Annotated in this window: 23 protein-coding genes and 1 pseudogene; 9 read left to right on the top strand and 15 right to left on the bottom strand. The window is 59.8% G+C overall.

Annotated features, from left to right (window positions below):
- Positions 1 to 31: 31 nt before the first annotated feature.
- The gene (locus tag BLU75_RS06605) at positions 32 to 451 is read left to right on the top strand and encodes a PaaI family thioesterase (protein WP_084377759.1); all 420 of its coding nucleotides are present in this window, start codon (positions 32 to 34) and stop codon (positions 449 to 451) included.
- Positions 452 to 553: 102 nt separating this feature from the next.
- Here the strand turns inward: BLU75_RS06605 and BLU75_RS06610 are convergent, their stop codons facing one another.
- Genes BLU75_RS06610 through BLU75_RS06620 form a run of 3 tightly spaced genes read right to left on the bottom strand, consistent with a single transcriptional unit; the run spans position 554 to position 3,142 of the window.
- Positions 554 to 1,735 carry an acetyl-CoA C-acetyltransferase gene (locus BLU75_RS06610; protein ID WP_084377761.1) on the bottom strand — a complete coding sequence of 394 codons (1,182 nt, stop codon included), beginning with the start codon at positions 1,733 to 1,735 and terminating at the stop codon, positions 554 to 556.
- 11 nt (positions 1,736 to 1,746) lie between these two features.
- On the bottom strand, positions 1,747 to 2,412 hold the full coding sequence (locus BLU75_RS06615; protein ID WP_084377763.1) for a CoA transferase subunit B: 666 nt from the start codon (positions 2,410 to 2,412) through the stop codon (positions 1,747 to 1,749).
- A gap of 31 nt (positions 2,413 to 2,443) precedes the next feature.
- On the bottom strand, positions 2,444 to 3,142 hold the full coding sequence (locus BLU75_RS06620) for a CoA transferase subunit A (RefSeq protein WP_084377765.1): 699 nt from the start codon (positions 3,140 to 3,142) through the stop codon (positions 2,444 to 2,446).
- Positions 3,143 to 3,275: 133 nt separating this feature from the next.
- Here BLU75_RS06620 and BLU75_RS06625 point away from each other — a divergent pair, with 133 nt between their 5' ends.
- Entirely contained in the window at positions 3,276 to 4,181 is a 906-nt protein-coding gene (locus BLU75_RS06625; RefSeq protein ID WP_084377767.1) for a LysR family transcriptional regulator, read from the top strand.
- Positions 4,182 to 4,248: 67 nt separating this feature from the next.
- On the opposite strand, the gene BLU75_RS06630 is transcribed toward BLU75_RS06625, so the two are convergent.
- From BLU75_RS06630 to BLU75_RS06650, 5 genes are all read right to left on the bottom strand, one after another.
- Positions 4,249 to 4,578, bottom strand: a complete 330-nt coding sequence (locus BLU75_RS06630) for a hypothetical protein (protein ID WP_084377769.1) — start codon at positions 4,576 to 4,578, stop codon at positions 4,249 to 4,251.
- Between the two features lie 757 nt (positions 4,579 to 5,335).
- The gene (locus tag BLU75_RS06635; RefSeq protein ID WP_084377771.1) at positions 5,336 to 5,776 is read right to left on the bottom strand and encodes a CBS domain-containing protein; all 441 of its coding nucleotides are present in this window, start codon (positions 5,774 to 5,776) and stop codon (positions 5,336 to 5,338) included.
- A 107-nt stretch (positions 5,777 to 5,883) separates the two neighbouring features.
- Positions 5,884 to 7,842, bottom strand: a complete 1,959-nt coding sequence (locus tag BLU75_RS06640; protein ID WP_084377773.1) for a DNA topoisomerase III — start codon at positions 7,840 to 7,842, stop codon at positions 5,884 to 5,886.
- Between the two features lie 239 nt (positions 7,843 to 8,081).
- Positions 8,082 to 9,707, bottom strand: a complete 1,626-nt coding sequence (locus tag BLU75_RS06645; RefSeq protein WP_084377775.1) for an MFS transporter — start codon at positions 9,705 to 9,707, stop codon at positions 8,082 to 8,084.
- Positions 9,708 to 9,801: 94 nt separating this feature from the next.
- Positions 9,802 to 11,448, bottom strand: a complete 1,647-nt coding sequence (locus BLU75_RS06650) for a GMC family oxidoreductase (protein WP_084377777.1) — start codon at positions 11,446 to 11,448, stop codon at positions 9,802 to 9,804.
- A gap of 127 nt (positions 11,449 to 11,575) precedes the next feature.
- Here BLU75_RS06650 and BLU75_RS06655 point away from each other — a divergent pair, with 127 nt between their 5' ends.
- Positions 11,576 to 12,481, top strand: a complete 906-nt coding sequence (locus BLU75_RS06655) for a LysR family transcriptional regulator (RefSeq protein WP_084377779.1) — start codon at positions 11,576 to 11,578, stop codon at positions 12,479 to 12,481.
- A gap of 207 nt (positions 12,482 to 12,688) precedes the next feature.
- Positions 12,689 to 12,805: pseudogene (locus BLU75_RS28260) on the top strand (LysR family transcriptional regulator); the annotation flags it as partial.
- 471 nt (positions 12,806 to 13,276) lie between these two features.
- Here the strand turns inward: BLU75_RS28260 and BLU75_RS06660 are convergent.
- From BLU75_RS06660 to BLU75_RS06675, 4 genes are all read right to left on the bottom strand, one after another.
- Positions 13,277 to 15,145, bottom strand: a complete 1,869-nt coding sequence (locus tag BLU75_RS06660; RefSeq protein ID WP_084379232.1) for a DUF3857 domain-containing transglutaminase family protein — start codon at positions 15,143 to 15,145, stop codon at positions 13,277 to 13,279.
- A 151-nt stretch (positions 15,146 to 15,296) separates the two neighbouring features.
- Positions 15,297 to 16,394 (bottom strand): DNA alkylation repair protein, encoded by a 1,098-nt coding sequence (locus tag BLU75_RS06665; protein ID WP_084379231.1) that lies wholly within the window; start codon positions 16,392 to 16,394, stop codon positions 15,297 to 15,299.
- A 44-nt stretch (positions 16,395 to 16,438) separates the two neighbouring features.
- Entirely contained in the window at positions 16,439 to 17,785 is a 1,347-nt protein-coding gene (locus BLU75_RS06670) for a glutamine synthetase family protein (RefSeq protein WP_084379230.1), read from the bottom strand.
- Between the two features lie 23 nt (positions 17,786 to 17,808).
- Positions 17,809 to 18,366: a helix-turn-helix domain-containing protein gene (locus tag BLU75_RS06675; protein WP_084379229.1), complete on the bottom strand. Its 558-nt coding sequence runs from the start codon at positions 18,364 to 18,366 to the stop codon at positions 17,809 to 17,811.
- A 181-nt stretch (positions 18,367 to 18,547) separates the two neighbouring features.
- Here BLU75_RS06675 and BLU75_RS06680 point away from each other — a divergent pair, with 181 nt between their 5' ends.
- The gene (locus BLU75_RS06680; protein ID WP_084379228.1) at positions 18,548 to 18,853 is read left to right on the top strand and encodes an RcnB family protein; all 306 of its coding nucleotides are present in this window, start codon (positions 18,548 to 18,550) and stop codon (positions 18,851 to 18,853) included.
- 177 nt (positions 18,854 to 19,030) lie between these two features.
- Positions 19,031 to 20,224, top strand: coding sequence for an MFS transporter (locus tag BLU75_RS06685; protein ID WP_090221395.1), 1,194 nt, complete (start codon positions 19,031 to 19,033; stop codon positions 20,222 to 20,224).
- On the opposite strand, the gene BLU75_RS06690 is transcribed toward BLU75_RS06685, so the two are convergent.
- From BLU75_RS06690 to BLU75_RS06700, 3 genes are all read right to left on the bottom strand, one after another.
- Positions 20,187 to 20,459 carry a DUF1652 domain-containing protein gene (locus BLU75_RS06690; protein ID WP_084379226.1) on the bottom strand — a complete coding sequence of 91 codons (273 nt, stop codon included), beginning with the start codon at positions 20,457 to 20,459 and terminating at the stop codon, positions 20,187 to 20,189. The genes BLU75_RS06685 and BLU75_RS06690 overlap by 38 nt on opposite strands.
- A gap of 11 nt (positions 20,460 to 20,470) precedes the next feature.
- On the bottom strand, positions 20,471 to 20,722 hold the full coding sequence (locus BLU75_RS06695) for a CsbD family protein (RefSeq protein WP_084379225.1): 252 nt from the start codon (positions 20,720 to 20,722) through the stop codon (positions 20,471 to 20,473).
- A gap of 131 nt (positions 20,723 to 20,853) precedes the next feature.
- Complete coding sequence (locus BLU75_RS06700; protein WP_084379224.1) at positions 20,854 to 22,350, bottom strand: PAS domain S-box protein; 1,497 nt, start codon at positions 22,348 to 22,350, stop codon at positions 20,854 to 20,856.
- 246 nt (positions 22,351 to 22,596) lie between these two features.
- Here BLU75_RS06700 and BLU75_RS06705 point away from each other — a divergent pair, with 246 nt between their 5' ends.
- The 3 genes from BLU75_RS06705 (at position 22,597) to BLU75_RS06715 (ending at position 25,150) form a co-directional block, all read left to right on the top strand.
- Positions 22,597 to 22,941, top strand: coding sequence for an FKBP-type peptidyl-prolyl cis-trans isomerase (locus tag BLU75_RS06705; RefSeq protein ID WP_084379223.1), 345 nt, complete (start codon positions 22,597 to 22,599; stop codon positions 22,939 to 22,941).
- Between the two features lie 146 nt (positions 22,942 to 23,087).
- Positions 23,088 to 24,308: a putative DNA modification/repair radical SAM protein gene (locus BLU75_RS06710; RefSeq protein WP_084379222.1), complete on the top strand. Its 1,221-nt coding sequence runs from the start codon at positions 23,088 to 23,090 to the stop codon at positions 24,306 to 24,308.
- Positions 24,305 to 25,150, top strand: coding sequence for a TIGR03915 family putative DNA repair protein (locus tag BLU75_RS06715; RefSeq protein WP_084379221.1), 846 nt, complete (start codon positions 24,305 to 24,307; stop codon positions 25,148 to 25,150). Before BLU75_RS06710 ends, BLU75_RS06715 begins: the two co-directional genes overlap by 4 nt.
- Positions 25,151 to 25,202 lie beyond the last annotated feature (52 nt).

A 25,202-nucleotide genomic window follows, 5' to 3' on the forward strand; every position in this document is an offset into this window, starting at 1 on the left:
AAACCTCATCGTCCCAAAGGACGAGTTCGCCATGACCGCCATTCCTCAAGGTTTCATCCTGTTGCCGCGCAGCAGCCCGCTCCTGGATCTGCTGGGGCCGGTGTATTGCCGTGGCGAAGGCTTGCGATTGCGCCTTGGCCTGCGTGCCGACAGCCGCCATGCCAACGGACGTGGCACGGTTCATGGTGGGGTGTTGGCGACCCTGGCGGATGTCGGCATGGGGTACGCGATGGCGTTCTCCAGTGATCCCCCGCTGCCTTTGATCACGGCCAGCATGACCCTTGATTACCTGGGCGCGGTGCAGGTGGGAGAGTGGATCGAGGTGCACCTGGAACATCACAAGCGCGGGCGGCAGATGGCGTTTGCCACGGTCAGCCTGCACGTTGCAGAGAAGGTGGTGGTGCGGGCCAGTGCGGTGTTCGCGGTGCCGACACCCTCTACCGGGCAATGAGGCCAACCTCCCACAGGTTGCGCTCGGCATTAGCCATTTCCGCCGGATAAAAAAAGGCCCGACTTTTCGTGGAGTCGGGCCTTTCTCATGTTGCTCGTTGAATCAGTTGCGTTCGAGGGCCAGCGCCACGCCCTGGCCGCCACCGATGCACAAGGTCGCCAAACCTTTCTTGGCATCGCGCTTGATCATTTCGTGAAGCAGCGTGACCAGCACCCGGCAGCCTGACGCGCCAATCGGGTGGCCGATGGCAATGGCACCGCCGTTGACGTTGACCTTGTCGGCATCCCACTCCAACTCCTTGCCCACCGCCAGTGCTTGCGCGGCGAAGGCTTCGTTGGCTTCGATCAGATCCAGTTCGCCCAGCGTCCAGCCGGCCTTGTCCAGGCAACGGCGGGTGGCCGACACCGGACCAATCCCCATGATCGCCGGATCGACACCCGCGTTGGCATAGCTGGCGATACGGGCCAGGACTGGCAGGCCGAGGGCCTTGGCCTTGTCGGCACTCATCAGCAACACCGCCGCCGCGCCGTCATTCAGGCTGGAAGCATTGCCGGCCGTGACACTGCCGTCTTTCTTGAAGGCCGGCTTGAGCTTGCCCAGGGATTCGGCGGTGGTGCCGGCGCGGGGTTGTTCGTCCACGGCGAAGGCCACCGGGTCGCCCTTGCGCTGGGGAATCAGGATCGGCGTGATTTCGTCGGCAAAGCGTCCGGCCTCGATGGCCGCGGCAGCTTTCTGTTGGGAGGCGGCGGCGAAGGCATCCTGGGCTTCGCGGCTGATGCCGTACTTGTCCACCAGGTTCTCGGCGGTGATGCCCATGTGATAGTCGTTGAACGCGTCCCACAAGCCGTCGGTGATCATGCTGTCGATCATCTTGGCGTGGCCCATGCGCAGGCCGGTACGGGCGGCGGGCAACACATAGGGGGCCAGGCTCATGTTCTCCATGCCACCGGCGATGATCACCTCGGCGTCACCGCAGCGGATGGCTTGCGCACCCAGGTGCAGGGCCTTGAGGCCGGAACCGCAGACCTTGTTCAAGGTCAGGCTCGGCACCGCATGAGGCAGGCCGGCGAGGATCGAGGCCTGGCGCGCCGGGTTCTGGCCGCTGCCTGCGGTCAGTACCTGGCCGAGGATCACTTCATCCACCTGCGCAGGGTCGAGGCCGGTCTGCTCCAGCAGGCGGCGGATCACCGCAGCCCCCAGCTCCGGCGCCGGGATGCTCGCCAGGGAGCCCTGGAAACTGCCCACGGCGGTGCGTGCGGCAGCAACAATGACGACGTCTTGCATGGAATCTTTCCTCACTGGGCAGCGAACTGCATTTCTGGAACATGGTCCGGGACGATCAGTTTACCGGCGGTCTTGCTGACAATCTCTTCCACGCTGACGCCAGGTGCGCGTTCCTTGAGGACAAAAGCGCCATTTTCGATTTCCAGATAGGCCAGGTCGGTCAACACGCGCTTGATGCAGTTGGCGCCGGTCAGCGGCAGGCTGCATTGGCTGAGCAGTTTGGACTCACCATCCTTGGAGGCATGGGTCATGATCACGATGATGTTTTCCGCGCCAGCCACCAGGTCCATGGCGCCGCCCATGCCCTTGACCAGCTTGCCCGGGATCATCCATGAGGCAATGTTGCCCTGGACATCCACTTCAAATGCGCCGAGCACGGTGAGGTCGACATGCCCGCCGCGAATCATCGCGAAGGACTCAGCGGAGGAAAAGATCGAAGCGCCGATACGCGCGGTGACGGTTTGCTTGCCTGCGTTGATCATGTCGGCATCGATGGTTTCTTCGGTGGGAAACGGGCCCATGCCCAGCAGGCCGTTTTCCGACTGCAGCATCACTTCCATGCCTTCGGGAATATAGTTGGCGACCAGGGTCGGGATGCCGATGCCCAGGTTGACGTAGAAACCATCTTGCATTTCGCGGGCCACGCGTTGCGCCATTTGTTCGCGGGTGAGAGCCATGTGTTGTCTCCTTATTCTCGGGGCTGGAGGATTATTTGCGTACGGTGCGCTGTTCGATGCGCTTCTCGAAGGTGCCGCAGATAATCCGGTCGACGTAGATGCCTGGGGTATGGATCTGCGCCGGGTCCAGCGCGCCCGGTTCGACGATTTCCTCGACCTCGACCACGGTGATCTTGCCGGCGGTAGCGGCCAGCGGGTTGAAGTTCTGCGCTGTGTGACGGTAGATGACGTTGCCGAAATGGTCGGCTTTCCAGCCTTTGACAATGGCAAAGTCGCCGGTGATGGACTCTTCCATCAGGTACGGGCGACCGTTGAAGTCACGGGTTTCCTTGCCTTCGGCCACCGGGGTGCCGACGCCGGTGGCGGTGAAGAAGGCCGGGATACCGGCACCGCCCGCGCGCATCTTTTCGGCCAGAGTGCCTTGTGGGGTCAGGATCACTTCGATTTCGCCGCTGAGCAGTTGCTTCTCGAAGAGGGCGTTTTCACCGACATAGGAGGCGATCACTTTGCTGATCTGCTTTTGTTCTAGCAACACCCCCAAGCCGAAACCGTCGACCCCGCAGTTGTTGGAGACCACGGTCAGGTTGCGGGTGCCTTTGCGCTTGATCTCGGCGATCAGGTTTTCCGGAATGCCACACAGGCCGAAGCCGCCGGCGAGTACGGTCATGCCGTCCTCAAGACCTGCCAGCGCTTCTGCATAGGACGCCACGCGTTTATCGAAACCTGCCATACGCACCTCTTTTATTGTTTGTGGGCCAGCCATTGCTCCAGAGTGTTGCGCTGCTGGATTTATTTGTTAAGTTGTTTTTTAAGGTTGATTGATTTAAAAAACAGCATAATTTTTGATTTTCTGGAGCAGTGCGATGACTGTAAAACAGATACGCGCCTTCCTTGCCGTGGCCCAGAGCCTGAGTTTTGCTGCCGCGTGTGAGCGCCTGCATTTGTCACAGTCAGCCCTGAGCCTGACCATCAAAGGCCTGGAAGAAGGGCTGGGTGGACGGTTGTTCAGCCGCAATACCCGCAACGTGGCGCTGACGCCCGAGGGCGAATCCCTGTTGCCCCTGGCCCGACGCCTGATTGCCGACTGGGACAACGCCGAGGACGAACTGCGCCAGCGTTTTACCCTGCAACGCGGGCGCGTGACGGTGGCGGCAATGCCCTCGTTTGCCGGTAATGTGTTACCACCGATCCTGAAGGTGTTTCGTGCGCGTTTTCCCCAGGTCAACGTGACTGTGCAGGACTTGATCAATGAACACGTGCTGGAAATGGTCCGGGATCGGCATGTAGAACTGGGTGTCGCGTTCGAACCCGCGCCCGGCTCGTCCTTGCAGTTCACCCCCTTATACCTGGATCGCTTTATCGCCGTGGTGCCGGGAGATTCCCCCTTGGCGCAGATGGCTGAAATCGACTGGAAAACCTTACTGACGCAGCCCTTCATCACCTTGCAGCGACCTTCCACCGTACGGGTGATGCTGGAGGAGCACCTGGGCGCCTTGGGCATGAAGCTGCCGGTAGCCCTGGAAAGCCATCAACTGGCAACGGTGGGCAAAATGGTCGCCAGTGGGTTGGGTGTCAGTGCTGTACCGGCGTTGTGCGCGCGGCAGATGGAGGAGGCGGGTGGCCGTTGCATCACCTTGACGGATCCGGTGATCGAACGACCTATTGGGGTGCTGACCAAGCCGGGTCATGAATTGTCGGCAGCGGCCCAGGCCTTGTTTGATATTTTTTGCGATGAGGTCGGCAAAGGCCGATTTCCCGTAGTGCCTTGAATAAGGTTAGAGCAATAAAAAGCCTGCTCGATTAAACGAGCAGGCTCAAGTGATTGGGTAGGTTTTATCAGCAGTATCGGTCGATCACTTTAACGTGCGAGTTGTCCTTGAGGGACTGCCACTCGGTATTAAGTGTATGGAAGACCTGCTCGATAAAGTTGCGATCGGCAGCCGCTTTCTTGCCGACATAACCCTGGCCACGACGGTACATCTTCAGGCGCGCCGCCAGCTCACGGTTATTTTTGTCGAACTCGGCTTCTTCAGTATGGGGCGCCAGGCAGTCGATCTGGACTTCGCCCGATTTGCCAATCCACAGGATATGGTCGTCGAGTGTGTCTTTCTGCGCTGCGAACATCTCAGCCAATTCATCGATAGTTGGTTGGTTGTTCAGATTCATGTGTAAGCCCCTTGACCAGTTGGCGATCTTCAATTGATTCGTTAAAACAACTTAGTTGTCTCCGGTTCCGAAAACCGGGCGTTAGCAACGGTCTGCCGAATACGGGCAGGGTCTTGAACCTGATGCATGTAGTGTTGCTGATGAACTGCTACGCAATGCTTTCATAACGAAGACAAGGAGCATTTGAGCTTCTTGTACCGACCCTTTCGGACCGATCAGCTTCATCAATCTGCCTTGTGGGCAGTGCACATCCGGAAAAACAGCTCGGCGGTCAGACGAGCTTGTTCAAAACGCTTGTTGCCAACGCTCCCGATCCGGGAGACGTCTGAATCATGCAAGGGCAAAATGATTACGTCAACGTTTATGTAGTGATTATTTTTTAGCACTACATAAATTCTAGCGAGGCGAGGAGGATGCGCAAAAAAGTGACTTGGGCGTCACTTTCGGGTCGTCAGGTCAAGCCGAACAAAGCCGCTGCAGCTCAAGTGCGTCTTGACTATCCGTCTGATCGTGCAGGGTGTCGACATAAGGGGGGCCGCCTTTGTGGCGAGGGGGCTTGTCCCCCGTTGGGCTGCGCAGCGGCCCCAAAAAGGCCTACCCCGTTGTCCAGTTGTCCAGTCAAACCGGGATGTCAGGTTTGAGGGCTGCTGCGCAGCCCAACGGGGGACAAGCCCCCTCGCCACAGGACAAGCCACCTCTCCCACAAGGATACTCAGCTGATCCGCCTGATGTGCTAACGTCTCGAGCAGGGTTTTCCCTATTCGCCGCGAATGTATTGCTCCAGCTGTTTGATCAGGTCAGCTTGTTCGGCAATGGCTTCTTTGACCAGGTCACCAATCGACAGCAGGCCCAGCAGTTGACCATTTTCGACCACGGGCAGGTGGCGCAGGTGGCTGTCGGTCATGATGTTCATGCACTGATCGACGGTTTTATGGGTGTCGACGCTGATCACCGGCGAGCTCATCACATCACTGACGCAAGTAGAGGTGGATGACAGGCCTTTGAGTACCAGCTTGCGGGCGTAATCACGCTCGCTGATGATGCCAACCACCGCCCCCTGCTTTATGACCGGCAAGGCGCCGACGTTTTTCGCCGACATTACCACCAGCGCTTCAAACACGGTGTGATCCCATTCGATGGTGTGGACGTCCTGGTTTTTCTGGTCCTTGACTTTGAGCAACTGTGCGACGGTTTTCATGGCGACCACTCTGATGTTGTTGTAGGAAGACAGCAGACCCCCTACAGAATCCTAGACGCTCCGCGCCGAGGCAAGGTCGAAAGCGGCGTATATCTGGTCGAAAAACGTCATTCACCGGTTTTTTTCACCTTTGATCGTGCATTTGACGGCTTTTTCGCCCGATTTGGCGTGGCACCCGTCTTGCGCTTGCTCTTCCACGACGTGGCACCGCGTCCCGCCGGGCTGGCCGCTCCACTGATACTCAAACGCAGGCCGGTACAGCGTGTGACCTGCTTGCTCATCCACGCGGCTTGCTTGGCGACGAACTCTTCCAGCGTCATTTCACCGCTCTGCACCATATCCAGGGCCTGCTCCCAAATGGCCGTGGTGCCAGGGTCGGCAATCGCCCGTGGCACCGCGTCGATCAGACTGAACGCCGCCGGGGTGGCCGACAGCGCCTTGCCGTTTTTCACCAGATAGCCCCGGTCCAACAAGCCCTGGATGATTCCGGCCCGCGTCGCTTCGGTGCCGATGCCCGTGGTGTCCTTGAGTTTTTGCTTGAGCAGCGGGTCTTCCACCAGTTTGGCGACGTTTTTCATCGCCTTGATCAGATCGCCTTCGGTGAAGGGTTTTGGCGGTTGGGTCCACAGGTCTTTCAGGTTGACCTGGGCCACCGTGTAATCCTGGCCTTGCACCAACGACGGCAGCGATTGCGCTGGTGCTGCCTCGCGTCCCTTGCTCGGTGCCAGGGCTTCGGGCAAGGCGCGCTTCCAGCCTGGCTCCATCACCACCTTGCCCACCGCCCGCAGCGCTTGGCCCGCGCAGTCGAAGTCGGCCTGGGTGCGGTCGTACTCATGATTGGGCAGGAACTGCGCCAGATAACGGGCGCGGATCAAGGTGAAGACCGCACGGTGTTTGCCAGTCAATTGCGACAGGTTTTTGCCGGCCCCGGTGGGGATGATGCCGTGGTGAGCACTGACCTTGGCATCGTTCCAGGCGCGGGAACGGCGTCGGGGGTCGATATGTGGCATCAGTGCGTTGACCGCCGGGTCGTCCCGGCCCAGCGCCGCGAGAATAGCCGAGGCGTCGCCGTGCTGGCTGAGGGGCAGGTAACCACAATCACTGCGCGGGTAGGTAATGACCTTGTGGGTTTCGTAGAGGGACTGGGCGATATCCAGGGTTTCCTGGGCGCCCAGACCGAGCTTCTTGGAGCAGATTTCCTGCAAGGTCCCCAGGTCGAAGGGCAGCGGGGCTACTTCGCGCATGCGTTCGGTGCGCAGCTTCACCAGTCGGGCGCTGGCCGCGTGGCTGATTGCCGTGGCAGCTTCTTGCGCTCGCTGGGGGTTCAGGCAGCGGCCCTGGTCGTCACACAGGTCTTCGGCGGCACGCCATTGCGCAGTAAAGGTGAGGTGGTCGTGCTTCAGGTCGACGTCGATGGCCCAATAGGCCACCGGGACGAAGTTTGCAATGCTGCGGTCGCGGTCCACCACCAGGCGCAGGGTCGGGGTTTGCACCCGGCCGACCGGCAATACGCCCTGATAGCCGGACTGGCGGCCCAGCAGCGTAAACAGTCGGCTCATGTTCATCCCGATCAACCAGTCGGCGCGGGAGCGGCCCAGGGCCGAATGGTAAAGGCTGAAGGTTTCGGCACCGGGCTTGAGGGCGGCCAGGGCCTTGCGGATCGAGGCATCGTCGAGTGCCGACAGCCACAGCCGTTGGATCGGCCCGCGATAACGGCAATGCTCCACCAGTTCCCGCGCAATCATCTCGCCCTCGCGGTCGGCATCGGTGGCGATCACCAGTTCCTGGGCTTCGCCCAGCAGGCGCTTGACTGCCTTGAACTGGCTGGCAGTCTTGGGCTTGACCTTCATCTTCCATTTTTCCGGGACGATGGGCAGGTCGGCCAGCACCCAGCGCTTGTACTTGGCGTCGTACGCATCGGGCGGTGCGGTTTCCAGCAGGTGGCCAATGCACCAGGTGACCGTGACCCCCGAACCCACCCAACACCCGTCACCCCGTCGGCGCGCGCCGAGCACGGCGGCGATATCCTTGGCCTGGGAGGGTTTTTCACAGAGGAACAGCCGCATGGTCACCACATTCGTTGCATAGGTTGAATGTAAGCAGGATGCGCAAGAGAAGGGTGTTGAGCAAGCTTTATCTGGATGGATATACAGCAATTTGTGTGGGGGGAACCCGTGTGGGAGCGGGCTTGCTCGCGATAGCGAAGAATCAGTCGATGCATTCGGTGACTGACACTCTGCGTTCGCGAGCAAGCCCGCTCCCACACAAGCCCGCTCCCACAAGGGATCTACAGTGTTGCGGGATATCAGTTGTTATCGATATCGACGTGCCGGGTTTCCTTCAGGCACAACAAACCGACGATCAGGCTCACTCCGGTAATCACTACCGGGTACCACAGCCCATAGAAGATATCGCCGGTGTACACCACCAAGGCAAACGACACCGTCGGCAGGAACCCACCAAACCAGCCGTTGCCGATGTGGTAGGGCAGGGACATGGAGGTGTAGCGGATGCGCGTCGGGAACAGTTCCACCATCAGTGCCGCCAGCGGGCCGTAGCACATCGCCGCGATCAGGATCAGGGCGACGATCAGCACCACCACCATGCTCTTGTTGACCTGGGCCACGTCCGCCGCTTTCGGGTAACCAGCCAGCGTCACGGCGCCGCGCAGGGCGTCTTCGTCGTAACCGTCGATGCGAATATCACCGATGCTGACGTGTACGGCACTGCCGGCGGGTGCGGCTTGGCTGCTGTAGGGCAGGCCTTGTTTGACCAGGAAGGTCTTGACCTTGTCGCACGGGCTGTCAAAACGCGCCTTGCCCACCGGGTCGAACTGGAAGGTGCAGGTGGCCGGATCTGCCAGCACGGTGATCGGCGCCTGGCGGCTGGCCTGGTCCATCGCCGGGTTGGTGTAGTGGGCCAGCCCCTTGAAGATCGGGAAGTACAGTGCGGTGGCGAGCAGCAGCCCGACCATCAAGACCGGTTTGCGGCCCATTTTGTCCGACAGCCAGCCGAAGAAGATAAAGAACGGCGCGCCGATCACTACACTGATGATCAACAGCATGTTGGCCAGGGCCGGATCCATCTTCAGGAACTGGGTGAGGAAGAACAGCACATAAAACTGCGCGGCGTAGAAGGTCACGGCCTGGCCGGCGTTGATGCTGAACAATGCAATCAGCACCACCTTGAGGTTTTCCCACTTGCCGAACGACTCGCGGATCGGCGCCTTGCAGGTTTTGCCTTGCTCTTTCATTTTCAGGAACGCGGGCGACTCGTGCAGACTCATGCGGATCCAGGTGGAAATCCCCAGCAGCACGATCGATAGCAGAAACGGCAAGCGCCAGCCCCAGACTTCAAATTGATCGCCGGTGAAATAACGGCAGGCCAGCACCACCAGCAGCGACAGCAACAGGCCGATGGTCGCGGTGGATTGAATCCAGCTGGTGTGGAACCCACGTTTACCGGCCGGCGCGTGCTCGGCGACATAGGTCGCGGCGCCGCCGTATTCACCGCCCAGCGCCAGGCCCTGGAGCATGCGCAGCACTACCAGAATGATCGGCGCGGCAATCCCGATGCTTGAATAGGTGGGCAGCAGCCCCACGCAGAAGGTGGCCACGCCCATCAGGATGATCGTCACGAGGAACGTGTATTTACGTCCGATCATGTCGCCCAGGCGGCCGAATACCAATGCGCCGAAAGGGCGGACTACAAAGCCGGCGGCAAACGCCATCAGCGCGAAAATGAACGCCGTGGTGTCGTTGACCCCGGCAAAAAACTGTTTACTGATGACCGCCGCCAGGGCGCCGTAGAGGAAAAAGTCATACCACTCGAACACCGTCCCCAGGGACGAGGCGAAGATGACCTTTTGCGACTCCTTGCTGGTGGTCGTGGCGCCAGGTGTGGCGTTCAGGGGGTGAGCATGTTCTGACATCGGGTATCCCTCACAGTGATTATTTATTGTTGTTCCACTGTCGACGCCGTGTCGGCGTCGCTTTACCACGTCTCCTGTAAGAGACTTGTGGCATTCAGATTGCCGTGACCAGTTGTTTTTCCGAGTTGGGGCTCCTTGTTTGCGGGGACAGGATCAATTGCGCGGCTTTTTCCGCGATCATCAGCGTAGGCGAGCAGGTATTGCCGGACGTGATACGCGGCATGATCGACGCATCGGCGATGCGCAGGCCGGGAATGCCGTGGACTCGCAACTGTGCGTCGACCACCGCGTCCCTGTCGTTACCCATGCGGCAGGTGCCCACCGGATGGAAAATCGTGGTGCCAATCCGTGCGGCGGCTTCTTGCAGTTGCTCCTCGCTTTGCATGGCTTCACCGGGCAGGTATTCCACCGGGTTGAACGGGCGCAAAGCCTGGGCGCTGACGATGCGCCGGGTCAGGCGAATGGCGTCGGCGGCCACCCGCAAGTCTTCCGGGTGGCTCAGGTAATTGGGCTGGATCAGCGGCGCCGTCGAAGGGTCGGTCGAGCGAATATCGATGCGCCCGCGACTTTGCGGGCGCAGGTCGCAGACCGACGCGGTGAAGGCCGGGAACGCGTGCAAGGGTTCGCCGAAGCGCTCGAGGGAGAGTGGCTGCACATGGTATTCGAGGTTGGCCGAGATCTGTTCCGGGCCTGAGCGGGCGAAAGCGCCGAGCTGGCTGGGCGCCATGGACAGCGGACCGCTGCGGTCATAAAGATACTGCAGCCCCATGCCCATCTTGCCCCACACGGAGCTCGCGACCTGGTTCAGGGTCCGGGCGTTTTCCAGCGTGTAGATCAGCCGCAATTGCAGGTGGTCCTGCAGGTTGCCGCCGACACCGGGCAGTTCATGCAACACATCGATACCCAAAGGCTTGAGCACCCGCGCAGGTCCGATACCGGAACGTTGCAGGATGCCGGGTGAGCCCACGGCCCCCGCACACAGGATGATTTCCTGGCGGGCCTGCCAGCGGATCTGCTGTCCGTGCTGCCGGCCCAGCACCGTGCTGGCGCGACCGTTTTCCAGTAGTACGCGGTCGACTTCCACTTCGGTCAGCACCGTGAGGTTGGGGCGTTGGCGAATCGGCTTGAGAAAGGCCTTGGCCGCATTCCAGCGCACGCCGGCTTTCTGATTGACCTGGAAGTAACCACAGCCTTCGTTGTCACCCTGATTGAAGTCATCGATGCTGGCGATACCACTTTGCTTGGCGGCCTCGCGGAAGGCATCAAGGATCGGCCAATGCAAACGCTGCTGCTCGACGCGCCATTCACCCTGATCGCCGTGGAGTGGCGAGGCGCCGGCAAAATGATTTTCGCTGTGTTTGAACAGCGGCAGCACATCGTTCCAGGCCCAGCCGGGATTGCCCGCGGCGGCCCAGCCGTCGTAGTCGTTGGCCTGGCCGCGCATGTAGATCATACCGTTGATCGATGAACAACCGCCCAGCACCTTGCCGCGTGGATAGCTCAGCGCACGGCCTTGCAGGCCTTCCTGGGCTTCGGTCTTGAAACACCAGTCGGTGCGTGGGTTGCCGATGCAAAACAGGTAGCCGACGGGGATATGAATCCAGGGATAATTGTCGCGGCCACCGGCTTCCAGTAGCAGCACGCGATGGGCGGGATTGGCGGACAGTCGATTTGCCAGCAGGCAACCCGCCGGGCCGGCGCCTACTACCACGTAATCGTATTGCGCAGGTGCAATAGTCATCTGGGGGCTCGCTTGTTTTTCTTATTGGTTCCATCCTAGTTGTTAGTTTTCGTCTTAAAAATGTTAGTTTTTACCCAGCTGCTGTGCGTTTTTAAACAGTACCGTGCTCAAGGCTGAGAGGGGCGACATGTTCGACTGGAATGATCTGCGGTTCTTTCTTGAGTTACAGCGCAGCGGGCGTCTGCTTACCGCTGCGCGGCGTTTGAAAACCACGCATGCCACAGTGGCCCGGCATATCGAGGCCATCGAGAAAAGTCTCGGCACCGCACTGTTCGTGCAGCACGCCCAAGGGTATGAACTGACGCCGGCGGGCGAAGCGCTGCTCAAGCACGCCGAAGCCATGGAGAATGTAGCCCTGTTGGCTGAAGAAGAGCTGACGCATTCGGCCGCGCCTTTGGGCAAGATTCGCCTTGGCGTCGCCGAAGGGTTGGGGGTGATGTTCCTGGCCGGCCGTATGGGCGGTCTGTTCGAGCGCTACCCAGGGCTGGAAGTGGAGCTGGTGGCGGTGCCGCGTTTTGTCAGCATCCTCAATCGCGAGGCGGAAATCAGCATCCACCTGGAACGTCCCTGCGTAGACCAACTGGTCACGCGCAAACTGACTGACTATCGCCTGGCGCTTTACGCCAGCCGCAGCTACCTGGCGCGTACCCCGGCGATCGAGAAACGTGAAGACCTGGCCGCGCATGCCTGGGTCGATTACGTCGACGACCTGCTGTTCAGCCAGGAGCTGAAATTGCTCAGCAGTTTTTGCCGCAACCCCAGGGTGGTGTTCCACAGCACCAGTGTCATCGCCCAGCACCAGGCGGCACGTTCGGGGCTGGGGATTGCCGTGTTGCCCTGCTTCATGGCCGCCGCGGATCCGGACTTGGTGCCCCTGTTGCCGGAGGAAAGTATCCAGCGCAGCTATTGGATCAGTTCCCGGCGTGAGCTGCACAAGTCGGTGCGGTTACGGGTGCTGTGGGATTACCTGGTGGAATTATGTGCGAAGGAACAGCGACTGCTGTTGGGCCACCACACAAATCCAAGCAGATAGAGCTGTTGTGGCGAGCGGGCTTGCCCCGCGCTGGGCTGCGAAGCAGTCCCAGTAAGCCGAATGCGCTGTATCAGATACTCCGTAGCGACTGGTTTTGGGGCTGCTATCGCAGCCCAACGCGGGGCAAGCCCGCTCGCCACAGAGGAATTCGTCAGTTTCTGAAAGTTGTGTAGATACCTATGCCCGGAGGGAGAGGGGACTGACTGGAGTGTGCGTGAGCTGCACAAGTCGGTGCGGTTGCGGGTGCTGTGGGATTACGTGGTGGAATTATGTGCGAAGGAACAGCGGCTGCTGTTGGGCCACCACACAAATCCAAGCAGATAGAGCTGTTGTGGCGAGCGGGCTTGCCCCGCGTTGGACTGCGAAGCAGTCCCAGTAAGCCGAATGCGCTGTATCAGATACTCCGTAGCGACTGGTTTTGGGGCTGCTATCGCAGCCCAACGCGGGGCAAGCCCGCTCGCCACAGAGGAATTCGTCAGTTTCTGAAAGTTGTGTAGATACCTATGCCCGGAGGGAGAGGGGACTGACTGGAGTGTGCGTGAGCTGCACAAGTCGGTGCGGTTGCGGGTGCTGTGGGATTACGTGGTGGAATTGTGCGCGAAGGAACAGCGGCTGCTGTTGGGCCACCACACAAATCCAAGCAGATAGAGCTGTTGTGGCGAGCGGGCTTGCCCCGCGTTGGACTGCGAAGCAGTCCCAGTAAGCCGAATGCGCTGTATCAGATACTCCGTGGCGACTGGTTTTGGGGCTGCTATCGCAGCCCAACGCGGGGCAAGCCCGCTCGCCACAACAGCGTTATCTGCTTGAGAGTTGCACCACCTGGTGCACCTGCTCTCCACATGCGCGGGCGTCGTTGATCATCTTTTCAAATGGCGCGCTGACAATGTCGTCGTGGCTCAGCCAGCGGACTTTCTGGATCAGGCGATAGTGGTAGCGCAAGCCATCGTCGAGCGGTTCGCCATCGAGTTCCAGATCGTACCAGGGCGAGTGGACTCGACAGCCCTGGACAGGCTTGTGCATCTTTCCGCCCGTCAGGGTGAAGCTGTAGTCGAGGGTTTCCGGGTTGCCCAGATACAGATCGGCCAGTTGCCCGTTGCGGCGGTAGTTGATCACCTCATCCCATTTTTCTTTCAACGACTGGTCGCTATAGACGTAACCGTTGGCCAGTTTTTCCAGGGCGCGCAAGTCGGTCATGCTGGCGTTGACGGTGTAAACCTCGGGCAGTACAAAAGCGGTGGCCGGGCGGGAAACCTGACAGTCGCTGATTTCCCTGCCGAAGTTATCGCAGATGTCCTGGTCAGTGGCGGTGGCGCCTTGCCCACGGTCGGCGACGCTCAGTTGCATCAGGGGCAGATGACTGAACGTCACCGTGGCGCGGGTCGTGGCGTTGCCGTGCTTATCGTAGTGCACCTGTTTGTCCAGGCGAATGCTGGTTTCCGGGCGCTGCAGTGGAATATGCTCCTCACGCACTTCACCTTTGGCATTGTTTACCAGCACCCAGCGGTCCTGGATGTCGGGCAGGGTCTGGCCGGGCGCGAATATCGGATTGGTCGGGTCGAGCCACCACACCTGGCCGGCGACCTCTGCGCGCACGATCGCATGGTTCGGCGCATTGGTGCCCGGAATCAGCAGCGCCTCCACCACATCCCCGCGACTGACCCACGCGGTCTCGGCCTTGATCCCGCTGGCCTTGAGCATCGCAGTCAAAAGGATCGCCAGGTCTTTGCAATCGCCGTAGCCGTGCTGTTCGATCTCTTCCAGGTTGAAGGGTACATAACCGCGATCCGAAGCGCGCCAGTCACCCAGGTAGCGGTAGTGATCGTTGATATGCTGCATCAGGCCCGCGACCTGCTGTGCGGCTGGCAGGTCTTTGACGGCGGTGACGGCGGCGGCGCTTTCGGGCGGCAGGCTGGCCGCCAGAATCTGGTTATAGCGCTGGGCAAAACCGCCGAAGTACTGCTGTACGTCCAGGGTGCTGCCCACTTCGATACGCGGGACCAGGCGGATATAGGCTTTGCTCGATTCGTTGATGTAGTTGAGATAGATCGGGGCTTTTTGCTCGATGTCCAGGGTCTTGCGATTGGCCGCCAGCGTCACGGTGAAATCGTCCATCAATTCGCTGCGCCACTGGATCGGCCGTTCTGCGCTGAAACGTGCCTTGAAACGATCACGGCGCGCGGCGCTTGGACCGAATTGCAGGGCATGGTGGAACTCGGTCATTAACGGTTTGGCGGCGTAGTGTTCGCGTACCGTGTAGCGGACCCGGGTGCCGACCCGCAGGTTGGGAAAGGCCAGGGAGGTCTGTTTTTCACGGGAGAAACCCTGATCGGGATTCGGCGCGGTGCGCGTATCAATCTGCGCTTCACCCAGTGGCTGTGGCTTGCCGCCTGGCTGGGTAAACTCGGCGTGGAGCACTTCAAAAGCATCGGCTTCGGCGTAGTTGAAGTCGATCCGCGAGAGCATTTCTCGCCCGCTTGGCTTGAGGATGGTGTAGCGATACGTGGTGGTGCAATCGGTGCTGGTGTCGCGATTGAAGTGGCAGTGCAATTCGGTTTCGCTGGCCAGCGGCGCTTCGGTCATGGGTTGCAGTGCAGCGCACACGGCGTGGCTGACAAGCCCCAGGCTGGCGCAAATCAAAGGGCGGTAAAACGAAGAACGGTGCATGGGCGCCTCGGATGGAACAGTGAAACAGACACCCCGACGGGGCTCCGGAAGGCGCCGGATGATAATAGATCTCAACACCGAGGGCCAGTGTTGTCGGACAAGGAATCTGGATGAAAGGCCCGAGATAGAGCCTTTTTTGTTGTGAGAAGGGTCAGTTGAACAGCTCGAAGTCGGCACTGCCCATGCGTTCGCCGTTCACCAGCACATGCACCGTGTGCGTGCCGGGATAGTGCTTGCGGGTGGTCATGTCGCGAAGGTGTTGAGTGCGTCGTATCGGGTGCTGTTCACCTGCCCCCAGGGTAAAGGCCTTGAGCTTGAACACTTTGGCGGCGCTGTGTCCGGCGCTTTTGACGTAGTCGATGGCGTAGTCCACCACCAGCTTCTGTGGCGCGGCGGCGACGGACTCGAGGGTAAACGACAGGTTGATGCGTTCACCCAGGCGAATCACCCTCGGTTCGACGTGGAATTGGTGAATCCTGACCTCGGCCCTGGCACCGGCACCGATGATTGTCAGCGCCCGGGTATTACCTTGCTTGATCAGGCTGCGTAAGGCGTGGCGGACAATCCACGCCGTATGGGGATTGTCCAGCGACCAGCCTTCAAGCAGATCCAGAACCCAGTCCGGATGGTCTTTAGTGATGTCATTCAGGTGATTGGCCACGGACTTGCGCACATACAGGCTGCTGTCTGCCTTGAGGTTATCGAGAATCGACGCACACAGGCCCGGATCGGTTTGCACCCGGGCCAGGCGAAACGACCAGGGCAGTCGGGGCCGCGAGCCTTCACTGGCGAGTCGGCGGACGTGCTCGTTGTCATCTTGCGACCACTGTTGCATCACCGCCAGGGTGCGCTCGAAATCCTTGAGCAGAAAATGCCGAATGGCGAACTCGGCAGAGCCGAAGGTGGTGAAGTACTTGAGTGCTGCCATGGAGCGCTCGAAGTCATCAAGACCGTAATGCGCCACGTAATGCGGCAGGAACAGGCTGACGAAACCGCTGTTCAGGCGTGGCGCCAACGCATACAGGTGCCTGAGCGTTTGCGGGTAGTCCAGCGGGATCACCGCGTGCAGGCTGTCACTGACGCGGGCCATGCGCTGCATCACTGACAACGCGGCCAAATCCTGTTTGGCGTGCTCAAGAAACCCGCTGGCGTCGAACGCCGGGTACACCGCACTCATTTGCGTGGCGATGTGTTGCAGGCGTTCGAGGTTGAACATTTCCTTGAGGGCGGGGGCGCTTTGCTCGGTCATGGAGAGTCCGCAGGGTTGAGTGGGTACTGATCAAACGTTATCTACTATAGATACCAGCGGTATTCCCGTGCATGGATCTCTTGCTGGAACGCCAGATGATCCTGGCGTTTGTTTTCGCAATACACGTCGACAAACTCCGCGCCCAAGCCTTCACGCAGGATCGGTTGCGACTGCATGGCGCGCACCGCTTCAAGCATTTCCAACGGAAAAGCGTGGCCGCTGTCACGGTTCTCGTTCAACGGAGCGATGGGTTCCCGTGCAGCTTGCAGGCCATGTTCGAGGCCCACCAGGATCGCCGCCAGCACCAGGTAAGGGTTGGCATCGGCGCTGGCGAGTCGGTGTTCGATGCGCAAGTTGCGTGGGTCGGACTCCGGAATCCGCACGCAAGCGTCACGGTCCTCATAACCCCAACAGGCCTTGGTGGCTGCGTTGACCGTACCACCGAGGCGGCGGAAGGCGTTGTGATTGGGCGAGAAAATCGGCATGCAATGCGGCAGCAGTTCCAGGCACCCCGCCACGGCATGGCGCAACGGTTGCTGCTGGTGTGCCGCCAGCAGGTTGTTGCCTGCGGCATCGTAGAGGCTAACGTGCACATGCATGCCGCTGCCCGGATGTTGCAGGTACGGCTTGCCCATGAAACTGGCGCGATAACCGTGCTTGAGCGCCACGCCGCGCGTGCTGCGGCAGAACAGGGCAGCCCAGTCGGCGGCGCGCAGACCGTCGTCCAGGTGGCCGAAGTTGATTTCAAACTGGCCAGGGCCCAACTCGGCGGTGATCACCGTGATGTCGATCCCCTGGGCCTGGGCAGTCTGCACCATGTCGTCGAGCACCGGGGCGAAGCGCGAGAGCCGTTCGATGTGCAGCGTAGGCTGGTCGTCAGGGTCATCGCTCAACGGGTCGCGGGCGAATTGCGGCAGTCCGCCTTCGAGCTGTCTATCGAACAGATAGAACTCCAGTTCGAACGCGACCACCGGATGAATGCCCTTGCCGTGCAGGCGTTCAAGGACCTTGGCCAGTACTTCGCGGGGTTCGAATTCGATGGGCGCCGCGGTGCCGTCGGAGGTGATCAGCATCTGTCCCAACGGCTGTGCTTCCCAGCTCACTGGCTTGAGTGTGCCGGGCACCAGGCGCCGGTTGGCGTCCGGGTCGCCGTCGTGGAAGCAATAGTCACCGATCTTGAACAAGCCGCCCTGGGCTCCCAGCAACACGGCATTCTGCGGCAGCTTCAGAGGACTGCCGGTGGCGACCTTTTCGAGCATCTCCACCGGGTAGCGCTTGCCATAGAAATGTCCTGGAATATCCAGGGAAATCAGGTCCACATAACGCACGTCCGGATGATTCTGGCGAAACGTCCGTACTTCGGCCAGCAGCGTGGAGGATGGGCTTTTCACGGGGGGGCGCTCCTGGGTGTGCCTCAGTTATAGACCCACAGTACGCGGGTCGGCAGGTCGGTCAGATTGGCGTAGCGGCAATGGGCGAAACTGGCCAGATGGAAGCCGTCGCCGGGATCGAGGGTGACCGCTTCGGCCTCGCCTTCGACCCAAAGCGTCAATTGACCTTCCAGCACATAACCGGCCTGTTCGGCGCGGTCGCTCATGGTTTGCTCGCCGCTGTTGGCACCGGGCTCCAGCAGGCTGTCGAGGATCGAAAACGCGCCCTGCAGGCTCGGCGAGACCAGAATGTCGGTGATGCCATTGGCGTAGTACACCGTGCGCCGCTCGTTCGGACGGGTCACCCAATTCACCGCCTTGGGTTTGGGCAGGCTGTAGAAATAGGTGGTGGGCACGTCCAGCGCGTGGCTGATGGCGGTCAGATCGGCCACCGTCGGGCGCGACAGGCCGCGTTCGACCTGGGACAGGAAACCCACGGAACGCTCGATCTGTTGCGCCAGTTGGGCCAGAGTGAGCTTCTTGTGCTTGCGCAGGTCGTGGATCAGGATCGCCAGGGCGTCGAGTTCGGCTTGTTTGTCCATGGGAAAACTGGTGAAAATCTATTCATGAAATTTCATGAAAAATTACACGATTAATTTCATGGGTGCAATCACCGAGTGAAGAAGACCAGCGTCCCGGGGGCAAGCCTGCAGACATTCAGGTGAATGTTTGCAGGCGCCCGCGGTCGGAAGTTGGGTACGCATTATTCATTGAGGAGTCCCCATGAAAGCAACGTCCCTGATTGCCAGCTTGCTGGTCGCCGCGAGCTTGTCCGCTGCCAGCCTTACGGTGCAGGCCGAGGACAACCCGCAAAAAACCGTGGAGCCTTCGAACATCAATAACCGGGACCTCAAAGTCGGTGACCGCGCGCCGGGTATTCTGGTACGCAAGGAATCGGCGATTGGCGACTGGGAAAAGCGCGGCCTGAAGCAACCGGCTGAAGACAGTCAGTGGGCGCGGGTCAACGACCGCTATGTGTTGGTGAAGATCACCAATGGCACCATCCTCGATATCACCCCGACCAAATAATGCTACCGAGCGGGGTGGCGGGCGGTGGCCGTTCGTCCCGCTTGAACGAGGTATTGAAAAATTACATGCATGAATGCATAAAATCGCATTTTTTTCCGCTCTTCCTGAGGTAAGGTAGCTGCGCATTCCCACCCGCAATGGTCTGTGGAATGAATGCCTTCGCAGAAAGAGAGCAGGATGCTGACCACAATAAGAAACTACCCGCGCACCGTGAAGCTGCTGCTGTCGGCCACGCTGATGCTGACCCTGGCCAAGGCTATTACCTTTCCCTATATGGTGATCTACCTGTCCAGCCACTTTGCCCTGGGTATCAGTGAAGTTGGATTGGTGATTGGCAGTTCGCTGATTGTCGGCTCTTTACTCAGTGTATACGGCGGCTTTCTGGTGGACCGGGTCAACAGTTATAGGCTGTTGCTGGGCCTGAGCCTGCTGTTTGTGCTGGGCTTTGTCGGCACGCTGCTGGCTCGCGAGCTGTGGCTTTTCTACAGCTGCCTGATCCTGATCAACCTGGCCTATGCGGTGATCGACATCGCGGTCAAGGCCGGTTTTGCCAGCCTGTTGCCCCTCGAGGCGCGCAGCGAAGTGTTTTCCATCAAGTACACCCTGACCAATATCGGTTACGCCGTAGGGCCTTTTTTTGGGGCGATGATTGCCAAGGCCGATATGAGCCTGCCGTTTGTGTTGTCGGCGGTGCTGGGCGTGGGGTTTTTCCTGCTGTACTGGCGCTGGGGTGACCGGGCGCTTGCCACCGTTGATACCACGCAAAAGCCGGTGTCGTTCCTCGCCGTCGGCCGGGTGTTGTTGCGCGACCATCGCCTGGTGTGTTTCACCCTCGGCGGCTTGCTCAGTGCGGTGGTATTCGGTCAATTCACGGCTTACCTGTCCCAGTATCTGGTGACCACTTCCAGCGCGGAATATACCTACACCGTCATCAGCGCGATCTTGACCACCAACGCTGTGCTGGTGATTGCGTTGCAATATGTGATTGGTCGGCAGATATCTCACCGCCACCTGAGTCGGTGGCTGATCCTGGGACTGGGCATGTTCATGCTGGGGGTGATTGGTTTTGCGCTGTCCACCAGTGTGTGGTGGTGGGTGATGTCCATGGCGGTGTTCACCGTGGGCGAAATCATCGTGTTTCCTGCCGAGTACATGTTTATCGACCGGATCGCCCCGGATTCCCTGAGGGGCATGTACTACGGCGCGCAAAACCTTTCCAATCTGGGAGCGGCGCTGGGGCCGGTGTTATGTGGGCTGGTGCTGGCCAGCCTGCCGGCCCACTACATGTTCTACATGCTGGCGATGTTTATTGTCGGGGGAGGGATGTTCTACTTCATTGGTTCGTCGTTGCAGAGTCGCCAACCAGATTGAGCATGCCCACGGTGTTGCTTTGCAGCTCGTACCGCAACTCATCGACCATGTTCGCCACGTCTTGCGGAGTCTTGAGCTTGTTGACGCTGATTCCGGTGACCACCAGGTCCACGCGGCCACTGTCGGCGTCGAACACTTTCAAGGTCAGTGAGGCGTCGCGGCACAGGGTGAATTCGCAGGTCAGCGGTGACAAGCCTTCTTCAATGCAGTTACGCAGTTGGGCCAGGGTAAACATGCTGGCGCCCCTCAACGGCGACGCAACAACAGACCCAGCAACATACCCACGCCAGCCACGATCGCGATGCTGGCGAGGGGTTTGCGCCTGGCAAAATCACTGACCTCGTCGAGTGCCTTGCCATAGGTCTGTTGCAGTTGGCCGGCTGCCTGACGAGCGACTCCCTCGGTCTGTAGTTGTTCGTCATGGGTCAGTTCGCCGAGACAATCCTGGGCCTTGCCCAGCCATTTTTCCGCGCCGCCTTTAGCCTGTTCAGCTTTCATGGTGTTCTCCTTCTAGGGTATGAAAAGCCACGGCACAGGATCACAAGACCTGTGCCTACCCTTGAAGGTTAAGGAGTCAGCCGGCGTGCAATAAGGCGAATTTGCACTGATTGCTCTAGTGCATTTGCACCTTATTTTGCCGATTTGGTTCGGCGTTCGCCGGCAAACAGACCCCGCTCGCGTGCCCAGACGATGGCGGCGCTGCGGCTGTGTACGCCAAGTTTGGAGTACACCGTGGCGACATGGTTGCGCACGGTGTTGGGTGCGAGTTTCAGGCGTGAAGCAATCTCCTTGTCGGCCAGGCCTTCGCAGATCAACCCGAGCACGTCGCGCTCACGGGCGGTGAGGTCGGTGAAAGACACGTTCGGCAGATTGGGCCTGTTGACGCTTTTGGCATTGGCCAGCTTTTCAATCAGGGTCTGACTGAACCACGAGGCGTCCTGCATCACTTCTTCGATGGCGGTCACCAACTCCAGCTCTGAGCGCTTGCGCTCGGTGATGTCCATCATCACCAGCAAGTAACAGGTGGTGTCCTGAAGGGTGACGGTGTCGGCCGACACCACGCAGTCAATCACCTCCTTGCCTTTTTTACGGATCTGGAGGTCCTGACCGTCGAGGTGGCCGGCTTTCTCCAGGAGGGCGAACAACTGCGCGTAGGCGTTACCGTTATCAACAAAGTCGATGTCCGCGATGGATTTACCAATCAACTCTTCAGTGGTGTAGCCGGTGAGGTTCATAAAGGCTTCGTTGACGTCCACCACTTGTTGATTGCCCGCATCGCACACTAGGGTCGGTACCGGCGTCAGTCGGAACGACTTGGCAAAACGCTCTTCACTTTGGCGCAGGGCAATTTCGGCCTTGCGCCGAGGTTCCAGATCCGTGAAGGAAAACAGCATGCAGTCCTCATCGCTCATGTCCAGTGGCTGACCAGCGACAATCACCAATTTGCTGCTACCGTCAGGCAGTTTCAGTTCGGCCTGCATTTGCGGGATGGTCGAACCTTCGCCCAGGCGCTGGATCGCCAAGGCCTTGCGTTCGGCCTGCTCCAATACGTCGAGCTCGTACACCGAGCGGCCGATCACTTGATCACGGTTGTAGCCGGTCATTTCCAGGAAACCCTGGTTGACCTTGATGTAGCGCAGGTCACTCAAGCGACAGATCACGGCCGGTGCCGGGTTGGCGTTGAAGGTCTTTTCAAAGCGCTGTTCGGCGCTGGCCCATTCGGTGGCGTCACTCAAGATCAACACCAGCAATTCCGGCTTGCCGGCGCTGTTGGTGAGCACCAGACTGCGCAGGCGGTGCACCCAGGTCCGCTCGGGGTCGGCGGCTGGCGTGACTTCCACCACGACATCGCTGAACTCCTCACCGCTGGCGACTCGGCTCAACGGGTAACTATCCAGCGACAGCGAATGATTGTTGCGATAGCGCAAGGCAAATCGCTCGGCATATTCGCCGGTATTGGCACCCAGCGCGCTAATGTCGTCCAGGCCGTGCATGGTCAGCGCGGCCTCATTGGCCCAGAGAATGGATTGATCCAGCTCGGCGAGAATCACCCCATCGGACAGTCCGGAAATGATCTGCTGCAATTGACGGCGATTGGTTTCTGAGGCGAGGACGGCCTGGCTCATGGTTTCTCCGGGAAAAGGTCACATGAAAAGTACGACACCCTACCCTTACGATAGTGCAGGACATGTACATGCTCGATGGGACCGATGCACCCGGAACGCTCGTGCAATTGTCCAGGGACCGGAGCAAGCAGCAGGCCGAAAAGTGCAGGAGCCGAGCCTGCCTGGCTCCTGCGTGTTTTACGCCACGCTTGCCAAAGTTGGCCGATTCTGGGAAAACCCAGCGCTCTGAACCCAATGAGACTTGCCATGACCAACGAAACACTTCAAATCACCGATATCCGCCTGGGCGACGGCAAGGCCGTGGTAAAGGGAGCCCTGATCACCACGCAATACACCGGCACTCTGGAAGACGGCACGGTGTTTGATTCCTCCTGGGACCGGGGCAAGCCGTTTCAGTGCGTGATTGGGACGGGCCGGGTGATCAAGGGCTGGGACCAGGGATTAATCGGAATGAAGGTCGGCGGTGTCCGGACCCTGTTTGTGCCGGCTCACTTGGCCTATGGCGAGCGCACGATGGGCGCGCATATCAAACCCCATAGCAACCTGCGTTTTGAGATTGAGCTGCTGGAAGTGCTGACGCGGGATGATTGAAGGCGTGGGTTCGAGCGTCGACAGTGCCCTTGGGTTGGGATCTGTTGGATGTAACCTGAAAACGGACTGACCGTTCAACCCGACTCACTTGTACCGTCCTCGGTGCTGCTGGTACTGTACAAAAAACCAGTATTCGGTAGCCCTCCATGCAGTTGATCGAAAAGCTCAGCATTCTCGCCGACGCCGCCAAATATGACGCGTCCTGCGCCAGCAGCGGCGCGCCCAAGCGCAGTTCCGAGGGCAAGTCGGGGTTGGGCTCGACCAATGGCATGGGTATCTGTCATAGCTACACGCCTGACGGCCGCTGCGTGTCGTTGCTCAAGGTGTTGCTGACCAATTTCTGCCTCTATGACTGCCAATACTGCGTCAATCGTCGCTCCAGTGACGTGCCGCGTGCGCGGTTCAGTCCGGAGGAGGTGGTGACGCTGACCCTGGATTTCTACCGGCGCAATTGTGTCAGCGGGTTGTTTCTCAGCTCAGGGATTATCCGTTCGGCCGACTACACCATGGAACAATTGGTGCGGGTGGCCAAGCTATTGCGCGAGGAGCATGACTTCCGGGGCTATATCCACCTCAAGACCATTCCTGAAGCCGATCCGGCGTTGATTGCCGAGGCTGGGCGTTATGCCGATCGCCTGAGCGTGAATATCGAGCTGCCCACCGATCAAAGCCTGCGAACCCTGGCACCTGAAAAGCAGATCGGCTCGATCAAACAGGCCATGCAGACCATTTTTACGGGTGAGCAGACAGTACTTAACGAGCCGCGTGCGCCACGCTTTGCGCCAGCAGGGCAAAGCACGCAGATGATTGTTGGCGCTGACGAGACCGACGACAGCACCATTCTTCACGGGGCAGAAACACTGTACGGCAATTTCAAGTTGCGCCGGGTGTATTACTCGGCGTTCAGCCCGATCCCCAACAGCCCGAAAAGCGTACCCCTGGCCGCGCCGCCATTGATGCGCGAGCACCGTTTGTACCAGGCGGACTTCCTGCTACGCAGTTATGGTTTCCGCGCCAATGAGCTGTTCCAGGGGCCGGGCCACCTGGCGCTGGATATCGACCCCAAACTGGCGTGGGCTTTGGAGCACCGTGAGGTATTCCCGCTGGACTTGAACCGCGCCGACGCCACCTTGATCGCGAGGATTCCCGGTATTGGTCTGCGCACCACCGAACGTCTGGTGGAGCTGCGCCGCCAGCGCAGGATTCGCTTTGACGACCTGGCGCGGATGCGTTGCGTGCTGGCCAAGGCCAAACCGTTTTTCATCACCACTGATTACCATCCCCAACAGGCGGAAAGCACCAGTGTGCTGCTGCGTGAACAGTTGCGTGACCGTCCGCAACCACAACAGATGGGACTTTGGGGATGATCAGCCTGGAATGTGACAACCTTTTCAGTACCTGGCGGGAACAGGCGCGTTGGCTGCTCAGTCATCAGGTTGATCCCAGCCACGTCAGTTGGGGCAAGGCGGAAGTGGCGGACCTGTTTGCCACCGATGAGCAATATCCGCCGCACAACGGGCCCTTCCAGGCGCGCATCCCCAAGGCTTTGCTGGAGTTATTGGAAAGCGCCGCCTGTTATCGAGGCGAGCAGCGCTGGAGCCTGTTGTACGAGGTATTGTGGCGCGTCAGCCATGGCGATCGCACCGCGATGATGGCAGGTGACCAGTTGGGCAGCGAATTGCAGCGCCGGATCAAGCAGGTCCAACGTGAAGCCCACCACCTGCATGCATTTGTACGCTTTATTGCAGTGCCCGCGGCAGCGGGCCCTGAGTGGCCCGAATTCGTGGCCTGGCATGAGCCGGCCCACGACATTCTGCACAGTGCCAGCCAGCACTTTATCGGGCGCATGGGCCGGCATCGCTGGATGATCGCCACGCCGCTGGACGGGGTGTATTACGACGGCGAGCAGCTGATCCATCAGCGGCACTGTCCGCAGGCGTGGCAGCAACTGGCGCAAAATGTCGAGGACCCCCATGGCGCTATGTGGCTGACCTATTACAGCCACATTTTCAACCCGGCGCGCTTGAATCCCAAGGTCATGGAAGGGCATCTGCCGAGCCGGTTCTGGAAAAATTTGCCGGAAGGCAAGTTGATCCCGGGACTGATCAGCGAAGCACGTACCGGCAAGCAACGGGATGGGCAGGCGAAACTCGTCGCCGCGCGACCGGGTAAACGGATTTCAACCCCTGTCGGACTGGACCCCTCGTAGCAATCGAGCACCAGCGAGGCTGCGTCGATCAACAAAGTGTGCCTGGCGAGGT

The organism is Pseudomonas mucidolens (assembly GCF_900106045.1).
Lineage (GTDB): Bacteria > Pseudomonadota > Gammaproteobacteria > Pseudomonadales > Pseudomonadaceae > Aquipseudomonas > Aquipseudomonas mucidolens.